Below are 16,338 nucleotides of genomic sequence, written 5' to 3'. Positions count from 1 at the left end.
ATCTTCGGCTTGAACAATGTTTTTCTCAAGCTGTTTAACTAATTCAACATAGCTTTGCGCACAGTGTTGAAGGAGTGACCATGCGGGATGAGTACCACTTTGTTGTTGCTGAATAATATGCTGTTGCTCAAAGAAAGCAGGGTGGTAAGCATTGTTTTCATTGCAGATCAAGATGAAGCAATCGTGTTTAATCAACATACTCAGTGGTGTAGTACGAAACTTCACTTGATCATCAAGTTTCTCAACTTTTTCATCATTGAACGGGATATGAATTAACAAAAAAGTCCATTCCCCACGTTGTTCAATACGTGGGCGCTCATCTAGATCAAGTGCTTGTTGAAGAAAATCCGCAGGGACTTGCAGTTCAGTGTTTAACTTTTCTAGATGTACGGTTTTGGCATCAATGCTTTGTTGAAAATGCAAGCTGCTGGCTACAGGGTTTGATGTGCTTGCTTGTTCCGAATTTTGGGTATAACGATAAATATCAATCATGTTCAGTACTCAATAGTTAGGCTAAGGCCAATAAAGGGTGAGTGAAATTTACAAGTCTGGCTTATTGGCACTAAGCTGCACGTAAATACTTTTTCTTGTAGAAAACAATCAACAAGACCACCACAATTAACAACATGGAGATACTGACCAATACAGTCATAAACCATTCTTCTTCATAAGGTAAAGCAACGTTCATTGAGAAAATACTACCGATCATTGTTGGGATGACCATCACGATCGCTAAGGTCGTCAGTATTTTTAACACGCCATTTAAGTTGTTATGGATAATTGCAGCATAGGCATCCATAAGATTACTTAAGCTTTCGCGACGTAACTCCGTTACCTCAGCAGCTTGATGTATATCAACTAAAATTTCTTGCAGGCGCTTAGACTCAGGTTCATGCAATTTAATATCGTGCCCTTGCATGATACGTTTATATAAAATATTCATAGCCGTTAAAGCGGTTGAAAAGTACACCAAACTTTTATTGAGGGCGATGAGGCCAAATAACTCATGGTTACGGTATGATTTTTTCAATTGATGTTGTAGCTGACTAATTTGCTTGTTGATTTTATTGAGATTCAAGTTGTACGAATCAGCTACAGCTTTAAACACCAATAAACTAAATCGTGTTTTCATATAACTTTGGAACTCGCCATATTTACCAGCGAGTACATCATCGAGCAGTGGCAACTTTTGTGCAGAGACTATAACTAAATGATTTTCACAGTGAATCAAGCCAAAAGGTTGGGTCTGATAAGGCGCTTGATGTTGTTCAGTGTGATCTAACTGTACTGGAGTATTGAGCACCATTAATAAGGTGTTGCCATCTTTCTCAATACGAGGGCGTTCATTTTTATCTAAACAGTCGTTAAAAAAACTGCGAGGTATATGTAAACTAGTCGCGAGTAATTCAATTTCTGTTGATTGTGGATTACACAAATAAATAATGCTGTTGTGTTGAATATCTTGGCTTTCGAGTAGTAATCCTTGAGGATTGCTTTGATAAATTTTAAGCATACTGTACTCCGTCAATACTTAGATAATTTGACGTTTTTTAAAAATAATAACGATGGCAACACTGAGTAGCAGACTGAGGCCAGCCAGTAGAGAAAGAGCATACGGTTGTTCTTGCAGGGGGAGTGGGATATTCATACCGTATAAGCTCGCAATCCCTAGCGGTATTGCTGCAATAATGACGTAGACCGACAGGTATTGAACCAATAAGCTCAAGTTGTTTTCGATTGCGGCCGAATACGCATCCATCAGATTACTTAAATTAATATTGTGAATTTCAGCCATGGCTTGTGCTTGATCGGTTTCAACCATGACATTCAGCAAGCGATGCTGTGCTGCCTGATGACCTGTTACCACCTGCATATCATTGAGTAAATTCAAAACTTTACTATTGCCACGCAACGAGATTGCAATACGATTAAGGACCTTGTTGTGGTTAAGTAATTTAAAAACTTGTTTGTTTTTAATTGAGCTAAGTAACTCATGTTCAACAGTGCTAATTTGTTCATTGACGCTTTTGCTGGCAACAATAAATTGATCTGCTGCGAGCTCTAAAAAGCGATAGACATAATCAGCTAACTGTTCTGCACTATGCTCAGGACCTTGTTCTACATACTGAATCATTTGGTCAAAGATGGGATGGTCATGTTTAGAAATAATAAACACCAAATGATCTTTGATAATCACCGCGAAGCTCTTACAACTTACGGATTGCTCTGCTTTGGATGAGGTATTGAAGGGCAGATGCGTCATGATCAATGTTGCTTGTTGCTTGCATTGAATACGTGCACTGGCATTTTCATCTAATGCAGTTTGAATAAAATTGCGCGGTATTGAAAACTGAGTGGAGATATGGGTGATATATTCCTGATCCGGATCAATAACTTTGAGCCAACGGATGGAGTGTATCTGCATTTGGGTTTCATTCGTTTTAAACATGTTTAAAACTCCTTGACCGTGCATGAGTCAGTGGTTGTACAACCCTGTCCTCGAATAGTAAATCTCAAAAGCGCATAGCATTTGGCTACAAAACATTTTGAATCGGCAATAAAAAAGCACGCCTCCAATAAAATAGGGGCGTGCTTAGACATGACTTTTTACAGATACAGTCCGGCACAACATCAACGCCTCAGGACATCGAACGACCCGAGCGTGTTGATATTGGTCTACCCCAATTCATTGAGCTTTAGCACTGTACGGCATAAGAAACGTGGGTTTCTAGCTACGTTATAAACCACCTTAATTCGATGGTTTCTGTTCAAACCCGTTGGCGTCTTTGGACGTTTCTGGGCAGTAGCATGTCTCCGTACAGGAGCCTCACCTAACGAGGTTTTTTGCAATTTGTTGCCGCGGAGTATATGCAGGAAAATTATACAATTCCACTAAAAAATTAAATTAAAATTTAAGACATTGATTTGTCAGTGATTATAGTTGGGTTTATCGTTGCTAAAATAGAATGAAAGATTTCGGAATTTTATTGAAAAATATATATTCTTTTATTGGTGGTGTAAATTGTATTAATCTAAATACTGTAGATAATTACTAGTTAAATAATGATTTTTTGTCGATAAAAACTATATTTATAATTTTATGTAGTTTTAATTTTGGTCATGTGGTTTTGCTTAAATGTAAGCAATTTTCTTGAGGGTAATTTTTGATCGGCTTAAAGCTGTGACTTTCATTCGGTTGAGTAGGATAAAAATCAACTGATTGATATTTGATCATATGTAGCTGAGGCTGATCAGGATTAGGTAAAGTAATTTTAGATTTGGGCAAAAAAAATCCCCGTGTAAAACGAGGATTTTTCATTTGAATGAATATGTTTTTAGTCAAAAATTTTAGATAAAGCTTGGAAAGGAAGCGTGACCACATCGAATGCCACAGCAAAAGGGAAAAGCACTAATTTCTCTGCACCACTATTTTTATAAGTGGTGTAATGCTCTTCGGTTTGGGTGTAAATACTGACTGGATACGACTTGCTTAGAGGTTTGAGTGAACTTAAATTGTTGACCACAGGATAGACCACGCCAGATAGTTTGATATTGAAACAAAAACGCTGAGCATTCATGCGCTTATCACTTGAAGTGGTACATTCTTCTGCGCCATTTTCAATAAAAAATTCAAGGTCTTTTTTACTTACATTTTCTTGTAATTTGACATAAGAAAGTGGCAATACACCAGAAAATTGACCATCATTTTTAGCTGAATAAAAGTTTAATTCACGGGTAAGTTGAATATATTTAGGATCGAGCTGGCCAATTACAGAAACAAAGCGTGCACCACCTTGGGTGAGTACATAGCTATTTTTACTTCCTGCAATGACTAGACTATCGGCAGGAAGTTGGCTGTTTTGTTGTGCTAACTTACCAAAAGCTACTACATTATCCTCAACTAAAACTACTTTTTCGGTGCGAGTGCGTTCATTTTTGCCTTTTTTAAGCAAGGTCGATGTGGCACAAGCTGAGAGGATGAGGGTAGAGCATCCAAGTACTACACTCGTTTTTATTATTGAATGTTTCAATATAAACTCCAAAAAAGTAAATTGAATAGGATGAATATTTTTAATATATGATGATTAATTAGATGAATTGTCAAGAAAATTGAGAAATATTTCACTTATTATTTTAATGATGCTTCAGTTTAATTGTGCTCCACGCAGATGCAGTGGAGCACTAAATTTAGCGTTATATTGTTTATGCAGTAGCAAGATTAATGGACAACTGCATTGGCAAATAGACTGTTGTCTTTAATAGGGAAACCACTTGCTCCTTGGGATTTATAACTGACACTCCAGCAGTTTTTATCCATTAATTTAAGTTTTAAAGCAGTGAGATTTTGACGCTCTAAGCTACAGTTTTTCACGTTATAAATAGCATTGGTTTGTTCAGCTATGCTTGGCATAAATTTTAGACTATATGCACGGATTGATTCAGGAATATCATTGTCTTTGTCACTTCCTACTGTAATAGCAGCAAGGAATGTTCCTGTATCCGTAATTAAGCCTGCTGATCCATCTTTGAGATCATTCACTTTGGTTTTACTCATGGCAAAGATGGTTTCTTCTTTACCAATCCCTGATGGTGAACCAAGTACACGTCCGATATTAGCGATTGGACTTGTTGGAGTATCCGTTTGAATGGTGATGATCGAACCTGCTTTTAAATTACGATCAGCAGTCCAACGGAACACTCCTTCATTGGTTGCTGCTTGGTCTTTTTTACGGTCCCAGAAGCTTGTCTTCTCGGCACTATAATCTCGGTCACTAAAATAAATCTCAGTTCCACCATTGATGTCTTTCATGAGCATAAAGGCAATCGCATCAGGAGCTTCTGCATTGGTTGCCATAAAGTAAAGATCACCTAGCGCGAGCTCTGTCGGTTGGCCAGCCGTTTTAAATTGGGTGATGGTTTGAGTTGGCATCAGGTTTTTATTGTGATCTTGTAGTCCTTGTGACATTACTACTTTATATTCAGTATTTATTTTAAATGGCTGAGTAGGCTGTAATTCAACTTGATTAAAATTGATTTTTAAGTTGTTATTTTGGGCATTAAAACTTTGGATGAATTGGTTGTTTTCATAGAGATCAAATTGGCCTACTTGGGATTTAATTCCTTCATTAAGTAGCAATTGGATTGGGCTATCAAGGTTTACACCCTGCAGATTGTTTTCAGGAATTGCAGTGATGATTTGGGGAGCAACAATATCTTTAAATGCTGAACCGATATTAAATATAGCACCCTGAAACTTTTGTTGATGAGGTTCTAAGTCTTTAGAAACGGCCGTTTGTCCTTCCCAAATACTATCGCCGTTGTCGAGTAAAAGCTGGATTTTATCACCAAGATCGTGAGTTTCTACAATGGTCTCTATGCTGCCTTTAGATTGGCTTTGTAAGTTTTCAATACGATTATTGAGCAGCTGCGGCGTGCTCGATTTGCCATCCCATAAATACAGTCCAAAAGCGTTATCCAGTGCGCTTTGATTACCAGCAGCAGGTCCAGCCACAATTAAGTATTGTCCATTTTTTGTTTTAGCCATAGAGCGTATACCACGACCTGCTAAATCAAGTTCGATGGGTGCAGCAAAAAGTGCTTTTGAATCTCGTTTTTGAATGAGCTGTTGGTAGTTGATTAAAGGAATAATTAATGCCTTTTCACGTTGGCCTTGATCGGTAACAGGGGCTCTAAAGCCCAACAATAGTTGTTTTTCATCATGGCTTGCAGTCATCCCTTCAATTGCAAAACCATTTAAGTTTTCTGGTGCAACACCAGCAGCAGCGGATACTTTAAAGCCAAAGTGATCTTTGCCTTTTTGGTGCAGGTTATTTTGATCCCAATCCACCAAGTCTTTTTCTAGGTTTGAATAAATCCCTTGGTATTCAAACTGAGTTTGTGCCCCTTTTCCAGAAATTTTCACTGCAAATAAATGGCTACGATCCGCAGCATCACCACCATCTTTTTTATTGCCGTGTGAGCCAATAAAGTAGGCACGATTGTCTTTAAGTAAGGCACTTGCCTCGATATCTAATTCTTTTTTTAATTGTGGGCCTTGCGTTGAGAAATCCCATTCTGCGACAGCATCACCACCATTTTTAGGATAGACCCTTAGAGCATTGCTCTCATCATCAGCAACAATAATATATTCACCATCAATACTGACTGCTGTTGAGGCATCAGATGAACCCGCACTGAGTAATTTGCCAGGTGTGTAATCGAGTAGAGTGGGTTTAAACTCAGGATAAACATGATCTTGAGAAGTACTGGGGTTGGTTGAATCATCATCGCTGTCGTTACAAGCACTAAGCAAAGTAACTGATGCGGCAAGTAGCAATATTTTGGCAGTAAACTTCACTGTAAAGACTCCATAACAATTGGAGATACAATAAAGTTAAATCATGACGTATCAGTTAAAATTTTATACTCAATGTTAAATAAACTCAGTGACTAAGATTATTACGGTGTACGCATATCCACCAATAAACTAACAAGTCGGCGAACCAGAGGTAGGAGCACTAAAACGATTGGAAAGGCAAACATCCAAGAGACAAGCCAAGCGGAAAGCCAAAGTCCAAAGAAGCCATCTATAAAACCTAAGTTTTTGATCATATTGATCATGGAGATGATGGCACTCATTAAACAAGACAGAAAAAAGGGAATAAGAATACCTGCATATTTCATGGGGAGTTTCGGAATATTACCAATGATTTTTGCGGTTCGGTTGTCCATAAAACTCTTTGTTGTATTTAAAAGGGACAGCAAATTTTAAAGGATTTGTCAGCGGATAAGAACCCTCACCATAGGGTAAAGTTAATTTATGAGTATCAATATATTATGTATAGTTATATAGGTTGAAGTGAGATGTATAGATAAAAACACTAAGCTTTGTGGTAAAAAGTACTTTATTTCTATTGGATTTTTTTATGTTGCAGGCGAATGATATGACTCGAGTAAAGAACAAGGTTGCTTGGATGCGTCCATTGCTGCTTGCAGCAACGCTATTGGGAACAGCACAAATCGCTGTTGCTGGTCCTACGGTAGATCAATTGAGCGATTGTTTGGTGAAAGCGACTACAGCAACAGATAAAACCACAGTATTACAATGGACCTTTGTGGCGTTGTCTACACATCCCGATTTAAAGGCTTATAGCAATGTGACTGAAGAACAACGGGGTCAGTTAGATCAAAAGTTTGCACAGGTTTTACAGCGTGTGATCACTGAACAATGTGCAGTACAAACCAAAGCTGTGATTCAAGCAGAAGGGATTCAAGCTGTAGGTGATAGCTTTCAGGAGTTAGGTCGTACAACGGGTGAAGAAATTATTTCAAATCCTGAGGTGAAAAAGCAGTTGCGCGGTGTAGTTCGTCATCTTGATTTAAATAAATTGATCGCAACTTTTTTAACGCCGGATATTTTTTCTAAGCTTGGTTTATCGAAGTAAACCCTTTTAAAGCAGAGGCTGCTTAAGTCCTCTCACTAACTCTCTCCTTAAAAGGAGAGAGTACTTTTTAACTCGTTGTACTGTTGTATTGTGTCATACCAGACAGATTGATCGGTTGAGCCTAATAGTTTTGCTATTTCATAATGCCAAGTTTTTTGTAGATGGCTTCACGTTGTTCAGCATTGGCTTGATCACGACCTATTTTTTCATATTCTTTTTCTAAATATACTGCTGCTTGTCGTTCTGAAAGTGGCTTTTTCATGGCGATGGTTGAAGCCAATAAAATACTATAAATACCATAGCGGTCTTCAGGATATTCACAGGCTTCATTTACAGTTTGGATGACGATTTGCTGCTTAATATCTGGATACATGGTTTTGAGTTTTGCTGCCGTTTCTCCAATACAGTGAGCATAAAGCAGATTGGTTTGATCAGCGCCTGCATAGACCTCTTTTTCAGTAAGAACTTTTGTACCTAATTTTTCTTTTACACGCGCTTCAAGTTGATGGTTATTATCAGCCCAAGCACTTTGAATGATCATGAGGCTAAAGCTGGCACAAAATAGAATTTTCTTGATCATGATTATGTCATTGAATTAGAAATATTTATCAGATCATAAATAGGCTTGATTGATAATGCAAAAATTAATTTGGAGACGACTCATTGTATATTGAGTTCAATAATAAAGTGACTAAAAAAAAAGAGTTGTATGAAGACTTATGTTTATTTGCATCGATCAAGTTTGAGCATAATCAATGCTTATTTTTCCCTTTGGCAAAGGTGGGCGAAATAGGGTACAAGATGATGTAATTTTTGTTTTTGGCTTGAAATAAAAAATCCCCGCATCAGCGGGGATTTTTCGTATTTAATTAAAACTTAAACACGTTCGATAATGGTTGCGATCCCTTGGCCAAGACCAATACACATTGTTGCAAGACCGAATTGAGTGTCTTGCTGTTCCATTACGTTGAGTAGTGTCGTAGTAATACGCGCACCAGAACAACCGAGTGGGTGACCGAGTGCAATCGCACCACCATTTAAGTTGATCGAGTCTTGTTTGTCATAGATGTTCAAACCTTTCATGACTGATAAGCCTTGTGCAGCAAAAGCTTCATTCAGTTCGATGGTTTGGATATCCGTCATAGACAAGCCAGCACGCTTTAATGCTTTTTGTGTAGCAGGAACAGGGCCATAACCCATGATCGCTGCATCACAACCCGCGATTGCCATAGAGCGAATCACAGCACGTGGTTTTAAACCAAGTGATTGAGCGCGTTCAGCTGACATCACTAGCATTGCAGATGCACCATCAGACAGAGCTGAAGATGTTGCTGCTGTGACTGTACCGCCTTTAGGATCAAATACAGGGCGTAATGCTTTAAAGGCTTCAATGTTGGCATCTGGACGAATCACTTCATCGACATCACATAAGATCTTAAAGCCATTTGCATCATGACCTTCGATACCAATGATTTCGTTTTTAAAGCGACCTGCTTGCGTTGCAGCCCAAGCACGGCGGTGTGATTCAACACCAAACTGGTCTTGTTCTTCACGGGTGATTTGGTTCATACGACCCAACATTTCCGCAGTCAAGCCCATCATGTTTGAAGCTTTAGCATAGTGTTTAGATGCTTCTGGGTTAAGGTCGATGCCGTGCATCATACCCACATGGCCCATGTGTTCTACACCACCGATGATGAAAACATCACCTTGGTTTGTCGCAATTTGTGCTGCTGCAGTATGTAGTGCTTGCATTGAAGAACCACACAAACGGTTTACCGTTTGACCACCAACAGTTTTAGGTAAGTCAGCCAATAACACGATGTTACGGCCAATGTTCATACCTTGCTCTAGGGTTTGGTTGACACAGCCCCAGATCACATCTTCAACGTCGTTGACATCAAATTGGTTACGGGCAACTAAAGCACGTACCAACTCTGCTGACAGGTTGTCGGCACGGACATTGCGGAACATACCGTTTTTTGTTTTGCCCATGGCGCTACGCACACCATCAACAATCACAACGTCACGTGGATTTAAAGTAGCCATTCACGTCGCTCCTTAACCGTAGAATTTTTTGTTATTTTCAGCCATTTCACGCAACATTTGTGGCGCTTCATAAGCCTTGCCTAAGTGTGCATATTTGTTGCAAAGCGCAACATATTCAGCAACACCAGTTTGGTCGATGTAACGGCATGGACCACCGCGGAATGGAGGGAAACCAATACCCATGATCATTGCCATATCTGCTTCTGCAGGAGTAGCAACGATATTGTCTTCTAGACAACGTACTGTTTCGTTACATAGCGCTAACATCATGCGATCAATGATTTCTTGTGCATCAAACTCACGTTTTTCGCTAGTAACCATTGGTGCAATCACGTCATAAGCAGTAGGATCGATGGTTTTTGCTTTCTTACCTTTACGATCGAGTTCGTACTTGTAGAAACCAACATCGTTCTTTTGACCAAGGCGTTTGTTTTCGTACATGATTTCAACCGCGCCTTTAAAGCTTGGTTTCATACGATCAGGGAAACCTTCTGACATCACTTCAGCGCCGTGAACACCAGTATCGATACCGACAACGTCAAGTAAGTAAGCAGGACCCATTGGCCAGCCGAATTTCTCCATCACTTTGTCGACTTGTTGGAAGTCTGCACCATCTTTTAATAACAGATCGAAGGCACCAAAGTAAGGGAACAACACACGGTTGACTAAGAAACCAGGGCAGTCGTTGACAACAATCGGGGTTTTACCCATTTTTTGTGCCAAAACTACAGTTGTAGCGACTGCTTCTTCAGAACTTTGTTCACCGCGGATGACTTCAACCAAAGGCATCATGTGTACTGGGTTAAAGAAGTGCATACCGACAAAGTTTTCTGGGCGTGCTAAAGATTTTGCCAAACGTGTAATCGAAATGGTCGATGTGTTTGATGCAATGATGGTGTTATCACGTACTTTGCTTTCAGTATCTTTAAGAACAGCTTCTTTAACTTTAGGGTTTTCAGTCACTGCTTCAATCACGATATCGACTTCTTTAAACTCGTCATAGCTTAAAGTTGGACGGATACGTGCAAGTGTGTCACCCATTTGAGCAGGTTTTAATTTTTTGCGCTCAACTTGTTTAGTCAACAACTTGTTCGCTTCAGACATACCTAATGCTAATTGAGCATTACCAATGTCTTTCATGATAATCGGTGTGCCTTTACTCGCAGACTGGTATGCAATACCGCCACCCATGATCCCTGCGCCTAATACGGCAGCTTGGTTGACAGGGTGAGCACCTTTTTCATGGTGTTTAGAAGTTTTCTTCACCACTTGGTCATTTAAGAATAGACCAATCAGTGCTTCTGCTTGAGGAGTAACTGCTGCTTTAGCAAAGCTTTGCGCTTCTGCTTTGAGTGCATCATTACGTGGCAGAGTAACCGAAGCTTGGAGTGAATCGATCATTAGTTTTGGTGCAGGATATTGTGCAGGGTTGGCTTTAGCGAGGACTACACCTTTCGCTGAGTTAAATGCCATCATCTGCTCAAGCATATCCAGTTTAACTGGATCTAGTTTCTCTTGACGTTTGGTTTTCCAATCTAGACGACCATCAATAGCTTGTTGTACAAGGTGTACAGCAGCTTCTTGTAATTTGTCTGCTGCAACAACTGCATCAACAGCACCATCTTTAAGTGCAGCTGCAGGACGTTTTGGTGCAGCCATCGCGATCCATTCAATCGCGTTGTCGATACCAATGATACGGCTTAAACGAACCGTACCACCAAAACCAGGAATGATACCGAGTTTAATTTCAGGTAGACCAACTTGTGCAGCTTCTGACATCACACGATAGTCACAAACAAGACACATTTCAAAACCGCCACCCAAGGCCATGCCATTGATTGCAGCGACTTTAGGAATTTCTAAGTCTTCGAAGCTATTGAAAATATCATGAACAGGCATTGCCCATTCAACGATTGCATTTTCACCTTGAGCAAAATTGTCACCAAACTCAGTAATGTCCGCGCCCACAATAAATGTAGATTTGGCACTTGTAACGATCAAGCCTTTAATACTTTGATCTGCTTTAACAGCTTGGATCGCAGCTTGAAAATCTTCTAATGTTGCGCGGTTAAATTTATTGACCGACTCACCTTGTAAGTCAAAGCGGAATTCTGCAATCCCGTCCTTAAGCATCTGGACGGTAATGGCATTGCCAGCGTGGATCATGCCCTGATCTCCTTTTTTTGGAGGACTTTTACGTTGATGTTGTTGGTTTAGCGTGGTGCAAGTTGCGCACACAAGTATGCTTCACTCATCTTACGATAACTATATCTAAAAAGAATACAACAAGTTGTATCAAGCCGTGACGCAAGGGTCACCTAAATTATTTGCTCAGAATGAAGCTTTTACTTGATAGAGCTTGTTTATATAAGCATAGAAAAACAGAACACTATGTTTAAATTAGGTTTTTTTGTGAAAAATATCACTAAAAAACATTTTTTTTAATCAATGAGAAAATAATTTTACTGTGTAAATTTGTCAGAAATGTCAATTGATGCGAAAAGAGTCGAGTGAGGTGGTTGGTTTTTTCATATGCTGCACTATGTTAGAATGGAGTTTACTTGAAATATATAACAATTTAGCGAAAACGATCTCGCGAGCGAATCAAGTAAAGTCTGTGAATTGTATCTAGGTGTTAATATGTTGAAGTGGATTATACTGGCTATATTCGTGCTCTCTGCGATTTATGTCCAGTACCGTGGAAAGGTGCGACATTCGTTTTATCGTCAGTTTTTTGATCATTCTACCTTGTTTGCACCCGTAAATTTTATCATGTACTTGTTCTCTAAAGTACCTAATCAGCCTTATATTGAAAGTCGCTACTTTAAAGATTTAAAGGTGCTGGATGATCATTGGGAAATGATTCGTGATGAGGCCCAAGCACTTTATCAGCAAGGCGGGATTAAGGCAGCAAGTAGTTATAATGACTTGGGTTTCAACTCGTTCTTTAAAACAGGTTGGAAACGTTTTTATCTAAAATGGTATGACACTGCACACCCATCGGCAGCAGAACTCTGTCCTAAAACCACTGCACTGTTAAAGACCCTACCAAGTATTAAAGCAGCGATGTTTACTGAACTTGCTCCAGATAGCCGCTTGGTGAGTCATCGTGACCCGTATGCGGGTTCTTTACGTTATCACTTAGGATTGTTGACCCCTAATGATGACCGCTGTTTTATTGATGTCGATGGGCAGAAATATTCATGGCGTGATGGGCAAAGTGTGGTTTTTGATGAAACTTATATTCACTACGCTGAAAATCGTACCGAGCAAAATCGTATCATCTTATTTTGTGATGTCGAACGTCCATTGAGTAGTCGTCTGGTACAGCATTTTAACCATTGGTTTGGTAAAAATGTCATGACTGCTGCGAGTTCACCAAACAGTGAGCAAGATCGTACTGGGGCACTCAATAAGTTATTTGGTTATGTCTATCAAGTTCGCTTAAAAGCCAAAGCACTGAAGAAAACCAACCGCACTATGTACTATGTGTTGAAATGGTTCTTGATGTTAGGGGCATTCTTCATGATCTTTATTCGTCCTTATTTAATGACAGCTTAATCACATCTTAATGCCGTGGTTTTGAGTTAGGTTTTAGAGATCGACGCTGAGTTTAAAAAACGCCTGATGATATTCATCGGGCGTTTTTGATTGAGGTTTTAAAATAGAGCGAGATTAGAAAGCGTACATCAGTCTTAAATTGATGCGGTTATCTTCTTTAAAGCCATTTTCTACATCAATATCTCGACCATAGGCCAAGATGACACTGGTTGCTGGAGTTGGGGAGTAAGCTGTCCCTAGCCAAAATTTACTCTGTTTGGTGCTTGCACTCTCAATACCATCAAGTTTGCTTTTACCTGCGTCACTATATGAGACCCCAGCGCGTAGATCGAGCTGATCATTGAGAAAATAGCGCGTATTGGCTTGTAGTTGATAACCTACATCCTGCTTTAGCGTACCGCCTCGGGCATCATCATTTTTACCATAGACAGTAAAATCACCTGCGACATCTACAGCCAGTTTAGGCGTGATCCGAGTGGTATAGGCCGATTGTAGCGTGAGTTTAAAACGATTTTCCCCTAGGTTAATATCATCGTGTTTGGAGTACTGGCCTGTGGGGAGATATAAATAGGGTGTTATTCCCCATTGGCTTTTTGACTCAGCGTTATGATAGAGGAAAAAAGCATTGGCAAGGATCACATCACCAATACCGCTGCTCGATCCCATACTGGAAATATCTTTACCCGCTTCGAGACGGCCAAAGGGAACCAAAATTTGCGGGGCAATTTGTATACCCCCCATATCCATGTAATGCACATAACGAGCAATACCGATATCGGATGTTAATTCATTTTTTCCAGCTACTTTATCGCTACCTTGGTAAAGCGCATCACGGTTGGCGTGTTGGTAATAAAGCAGCGCAAGATTGGTGCCGCTTGGAGCATAGTCATAATCACCTGCATCAATATCCGTTGCATGGGCTGAGAGATTGAATAGAGCAAAGGTGCAGACTGCAACAGTTGAGTGTCGAAGTGTTTTAGTCGCGTACATGTATCATTCCTTGATCGCGTTAGAGAGTGTATTTGTGTCATACAACTTTTTGTATTCACGTCGTAATTTAAAAAAATATGACGCATATTCGTTACTTAAATTCGGCAAAAAAAGGCGTTATTCGGCATTTATTTGAATGCACTCATTTTGATCAATAAGAGATCAATAGATGAGCTCAAAAGAACGAACTAAACTGTTGTAAATTGCAATGGGTTTGATTTAGGTAGGTTCTTAAACAGGGAGATATTGAGTAAAGGTCTAGAATTAACATATTTATTTTGCTTGAAAATGCTGTGATCACCTTCACATCATCCATAATGCTGTAAACCTCATGAAAAGGCTGGCTGTGAACGAGAACGCACGAGAACATATTGAAAAAATTTTAAATCATATGACCCCGCTCCCAGGTGTTTACAAAATGCTGGGTAAAGATGGGGAGTTACTCTATGTCGGAAAAGCGAAGAATTTAAAAAATCGTGTATCGAGCTATTTTGTTAAAACCATTGAACATCCTAAGACTCAAGCTTTAGTTGCGCGTATTTGTGATATCGAAACCTTGATTGTGCGTTCAGAGACTGAGGCTTTACTGCTTGAGCAGAACCTGATTAAGCTACATCGCCCACCATATAATATTATGCTGCGTGATGATAAGTCTTACGTATATATCTTTATTTCCGCAGATCGACCTTATCCGCGTATCGCCAGTGGGCGTGGTAAAGGGCGTCATCAAGCAGGTAAGTTTTTTGGGCCTTATCCAAGTGCTTATAATGCACGTGACACTTTATTGGTTTTACAAAAATTATTTAATGTTCGCCAATGTGAAAATAGCTACTTCTCACAGCGTAAACGTCCTTGTTTGCAATATCAAATTAAACGCTGTTCAGCACCTTGTGTCGGCCTGATTAGTCCAGAAGATTATAAAGTGGATGTAGAGAACTCAATTCGTTTTCTACGGGGGGATACCAAAGAGCTTAACCAAGAATTAATTGGCAAAATGGAGGAGGCTGCAGAAGCTTTGGCTTTTGAGAAAGCTGTTTTCTATCGTGATCGATTGGCACTGTTACGTGATATACAAACACAGCAAGCGATTTATACGGTCAAAGGTGAGGCTGATATTCTCGCGATTGCTTATATGGCCGGAGTCACTTGTGTGCAGATCATGCATGTGCGTAATGGTAAGATGCTTGGTGGTAAAGCTTACTTTCCCGATATGGTTGATGATGATTTAAGCCAGATGATGTCTGACTTCATTGCTAACTTTTACTTTCAGGTCGCAGACGAAATTCCTGCTGAATTAATTGTAAATGTTGAGCTGACTGATCGCGCACAATTAGAACAAGCATTGAGTCAGCATTTTGAGCAAAAAGTTCAAATCAAACATAAGGTACGTGAAACGCGAGCAGAGTGGTTAGAACTGGCACAAATGAATGTGCAGCATGCGATTAAAGGCAAGCTGAGTAATCATTTTGAACTTAATGAGCGTTTTCATCAGTTAGAGCAGGTGCTGCAACGACCAGTAGATCGCATCGAATGTTTTGATATTTCACATACTATGGGTGAAGCGACCATTGCATCATGTGTGGTCTTTGATAGTGGTGGAGCGCGTAAACGCGATTATCGTCAGTTTGCAATTGAAGATATTACTGGGGGAGATGACTATGCGGCGATGCGTCAAGCACTCACTCGACGTTATAAAAAGTCTATGTTACCTGACTTGCTACTCATCGATGGTGGTAAAGGTCAGTTACATATGGCCATGGAGGTGATGCAAGACCTTGGCTTAGACGCATTTATGGTCGGGGTATCCAAGGGGGAAGGGCGTAAACCTGGTCTAGAAACTTTGCACTTTACCGATGGTACAAAAATACAATTGCCTGAAGATCATAAAGCCCTACATCTGATACAACAGGTTCGAGATGAAGCACACCGATTTGCAATCACCCGACATCGAGCTAAACGGGACAAAAGTCGTGGCCGTTCTGTCTTAGAGGTGATTCCGGGGCTTGGCCCAAAACGTCGCCGTGATTTGTTAACACATTTTGGTGGTATTCAGGGGGTACTGAAGGCCTCTGAAAAAGATCTAACCTTGGTTCCAGGGTTGGGGGCGGTTATGGCACGTACCATTTATAAAATATTGCATGAGTAAATGAATAAGGATTGAGACGGTATTTGAGTTGAAGGCCGCTTCAGCTTTTTTATGCTAAGCACGATGTTCAGTATCAAATTATTAGACCATAAACTCAGTGCTAGAAACTTAGAAAGCCAAGAGGGGGAGATTATTGCTGACCTAGTA

Annotated in this window: 13 protein-coding genes and 1 riboswitch; of the genes, 3 read left to right on the top strand and 10 right to left on the bottom strand. The window is 39.9% G+C overall.

Annotation, left to right across the window (positions count from 1 at the left end; all coding sequences use genetic code 11):
- The 6 genes from Aru01_RS10675 to Aru01_RS10650 all read right to left on the bottom strand — a co-directional run.
- On the bottom strand, nt 1–492 hold a 492-nt coding region (locus Aru01_RS10675; protein WP_042111334.1), incomplete at its 3' end, for a CorA family divalent cation transporter.
- A gap of 70 nt (nt 493–562) precedes the next feature.
- On the bottom strand, nt 563–1,513 hold the full coding sequence (locus tag Aru01_RS10670; protein ID WP_016657830.1) for a magnesium transporter CorA family protein: 951 nt from the start codon (nt 1,511–1,513) through the stop codon (nt 563–565).
- 18 nt (nt 1,514–1,531) lie between these two features.
- Nucleotides 1,532–2,449, bottom strand: coding sequence for a magnesium transporter CorA family protein (locus Aru01_RS10665; protein WP_016657829.1), 918 nt, complete (start codon nt 2,447–2,449; stop codon nt 1,532–1,534).
- A 224-nt stretch (nt 2,450–2,673) separates the two neighbouring features.
- A riboswitch (M-box (ykoK) riboswitch) is annotated at nt 2,674–2,846 on the bottom strand.
- A 489-nt stretch (nt 2,847–3,335) separates the two neighbouring features.
- Nucleotides 3,336–4,031, bottom strand: a complete 696-nt coding sequence (locus tag Aru01_RS10660) for a YidX family protein (protein WP_016657827.1) — start codon at nt 4,029–4,031, stop codon at nt 3,336–3,338.
- A gap of 188 nt (nt 4,032–4,219) precedes the next feature.
- Nucleotides 4,220–6,358 carry an Ig-like domain-containing protein gene (locus tag Aru01_RS10655; protein ID WP_016657826.1) on the bottom strand — a complete coding sequence of 713 codons (2,139 nt, stop codon included), beginning with the start codon at nt 6,356–6,358 and terminating at the stop codon, nt 4,220–4,222.
- 101 nt (nt 6,359–6,459) lie between these two features.
- Nucleotides 6,460–6,732: a DUF2798 domain-containing protein gene (locus tag Aru01_RS10650; RefSeq protein WP_016657825.1), complete on the bottom strand. Its 273-nt coding sequence runs from the start codon at nt 6,730–6,732 to the stop codon at nt 6,460–6,462.
- 212 nt (nt 6,733–6,944) lie between these two features.
- Here Aru01_RS10650 and Aru01_RS10645 point away from each other — a divergent pair, with 212 nt between their 5' ends.
- Nucleotides 6,945–7,445, top strand: a complete 501-nt coding sequence (locus Aru01_RS10645) for a hypothetical protein (RefSeq protein WP_040331474.1) — start codon at nt 6,945–6,947, stop codon at nt 7,443–7,445.
- Nucleotides 7,446–7,578: 133 nt separating this feature from the next.
- On the opposite strand, the gene Aru01_RS10640 is transcribed toward Aru01_RS10645, so the two are convergent.
- The 3 genes from Aru01_RS10640 to fadB all read right to left on the bottom strand — a co-directional run bounded on the left by Aru01_RS10640 (nt 7,579) and on the right by fadB (nt 11,660).
- The gene (locus tag Aru01_RS10640; protein ID WP_016657823.1) at nt 7,579–8,025 is read right to left on the bottom strand and encodes a hypothetical protein; all 447 of its coding nucleotides are present in this window, start codon (nt 8,023–8,025) and stop codon (nt 7,579–7,581) included.
- Between the two features lie 296 nt (nt 8,026–8,321).
- Nucleotides 8,322–9,494 carry an acetyl-CoA C-acyltransferase FadA gene (fadA, locus tag Aru01_RS10635; RefSeq protein ID WP_016657822.1) on the bottom strand — a complete coding sequence of 391 codons (1,173 nt, stop codon included), beginning with the start codon at nt 9,492–9,494 and terminating at the stop codon, nt 8,322–8,324.
- 12 nt (nt 9,495–9,506) lie between these two features.
- Nucleotides 9,507–11,660: a fatty acid oxidation complex subunit alpha FadB gene (gene fadB / locus Aru01_RS10630; protein ID WP_016657821.1), complete on the bottom strand. Its 2,154-nt coding sequence runs from the start codon at nt 11,658–11,660 to the stop codon at nt 9,507–9,509.
- A gap of 474 nt (nt 11,661–12,134) precedes the next feature.
- Here fadB and lpxO point away from each other — a divergent pair, with 474 nt between their 5' ends.
- The gene (gene lpxO, locus Aru01_RS10625; RefSeq protein ID WP_016657820.1) at nt 12,135–13,055 is read left to right on the top strand and encodes a lipid A hydroxylase LpxO; all 921 of its coding nucleotides are present in this window, start codon (nt 12,135–12,137) and stop codon (nt 13,053–13,055) included.
- Between the two features lie 114 nt (nt 13,056–13,169).
- On the opposite strand, the gene Aru01_RS10620 is transcribed toward lpxO, so the two are convergent.
- The gene (locus Aru01_RS10620; protein WP_016657819.1) at nt 13,170–14,045 is read right to left on the bottom strand and encodes a transporter; all 876 of its coding nucleotides are present in this window, start codon (nt 14,043–14,045) and stop codon (nt 13,170–13,172) included.
- 346 nt (nt 14,046–14,391) lie between these two features.
- On the opposite strand from Aru01_RS10620, the gene uvrC reads away from it, so the two are divergent.
- Nucleotides 14,392–16,191 (top strand): excinuclease ABC subunit UvrC, encoded by a 1,800-nt coding sequence (gene uvrC / locus Aru01_RS10615; RefSeq protein WP_040331473.1) that lies wholly within the window; start codon nt 14,392–14,394, stop codon nt 16,189–16,191.
- Nucleotides 16,192–16,338 lie beyond the last annotated feature (147 nt).

Source organism: Acinetobacter rudis (assembly GCF_000829675.1).
Classification (GTDB): domain Bacteria; phylum Pseudomonadota; class Gammaproteobacteria; order Pseudomonadales; family Moraxellaceae; genus Acinetobacter; species Acinetobacter rudis.
Note: the sequence above shows the minus strand (reverse complement) of the source record. Positions and strands in the feature narration are given on the sequence as shown.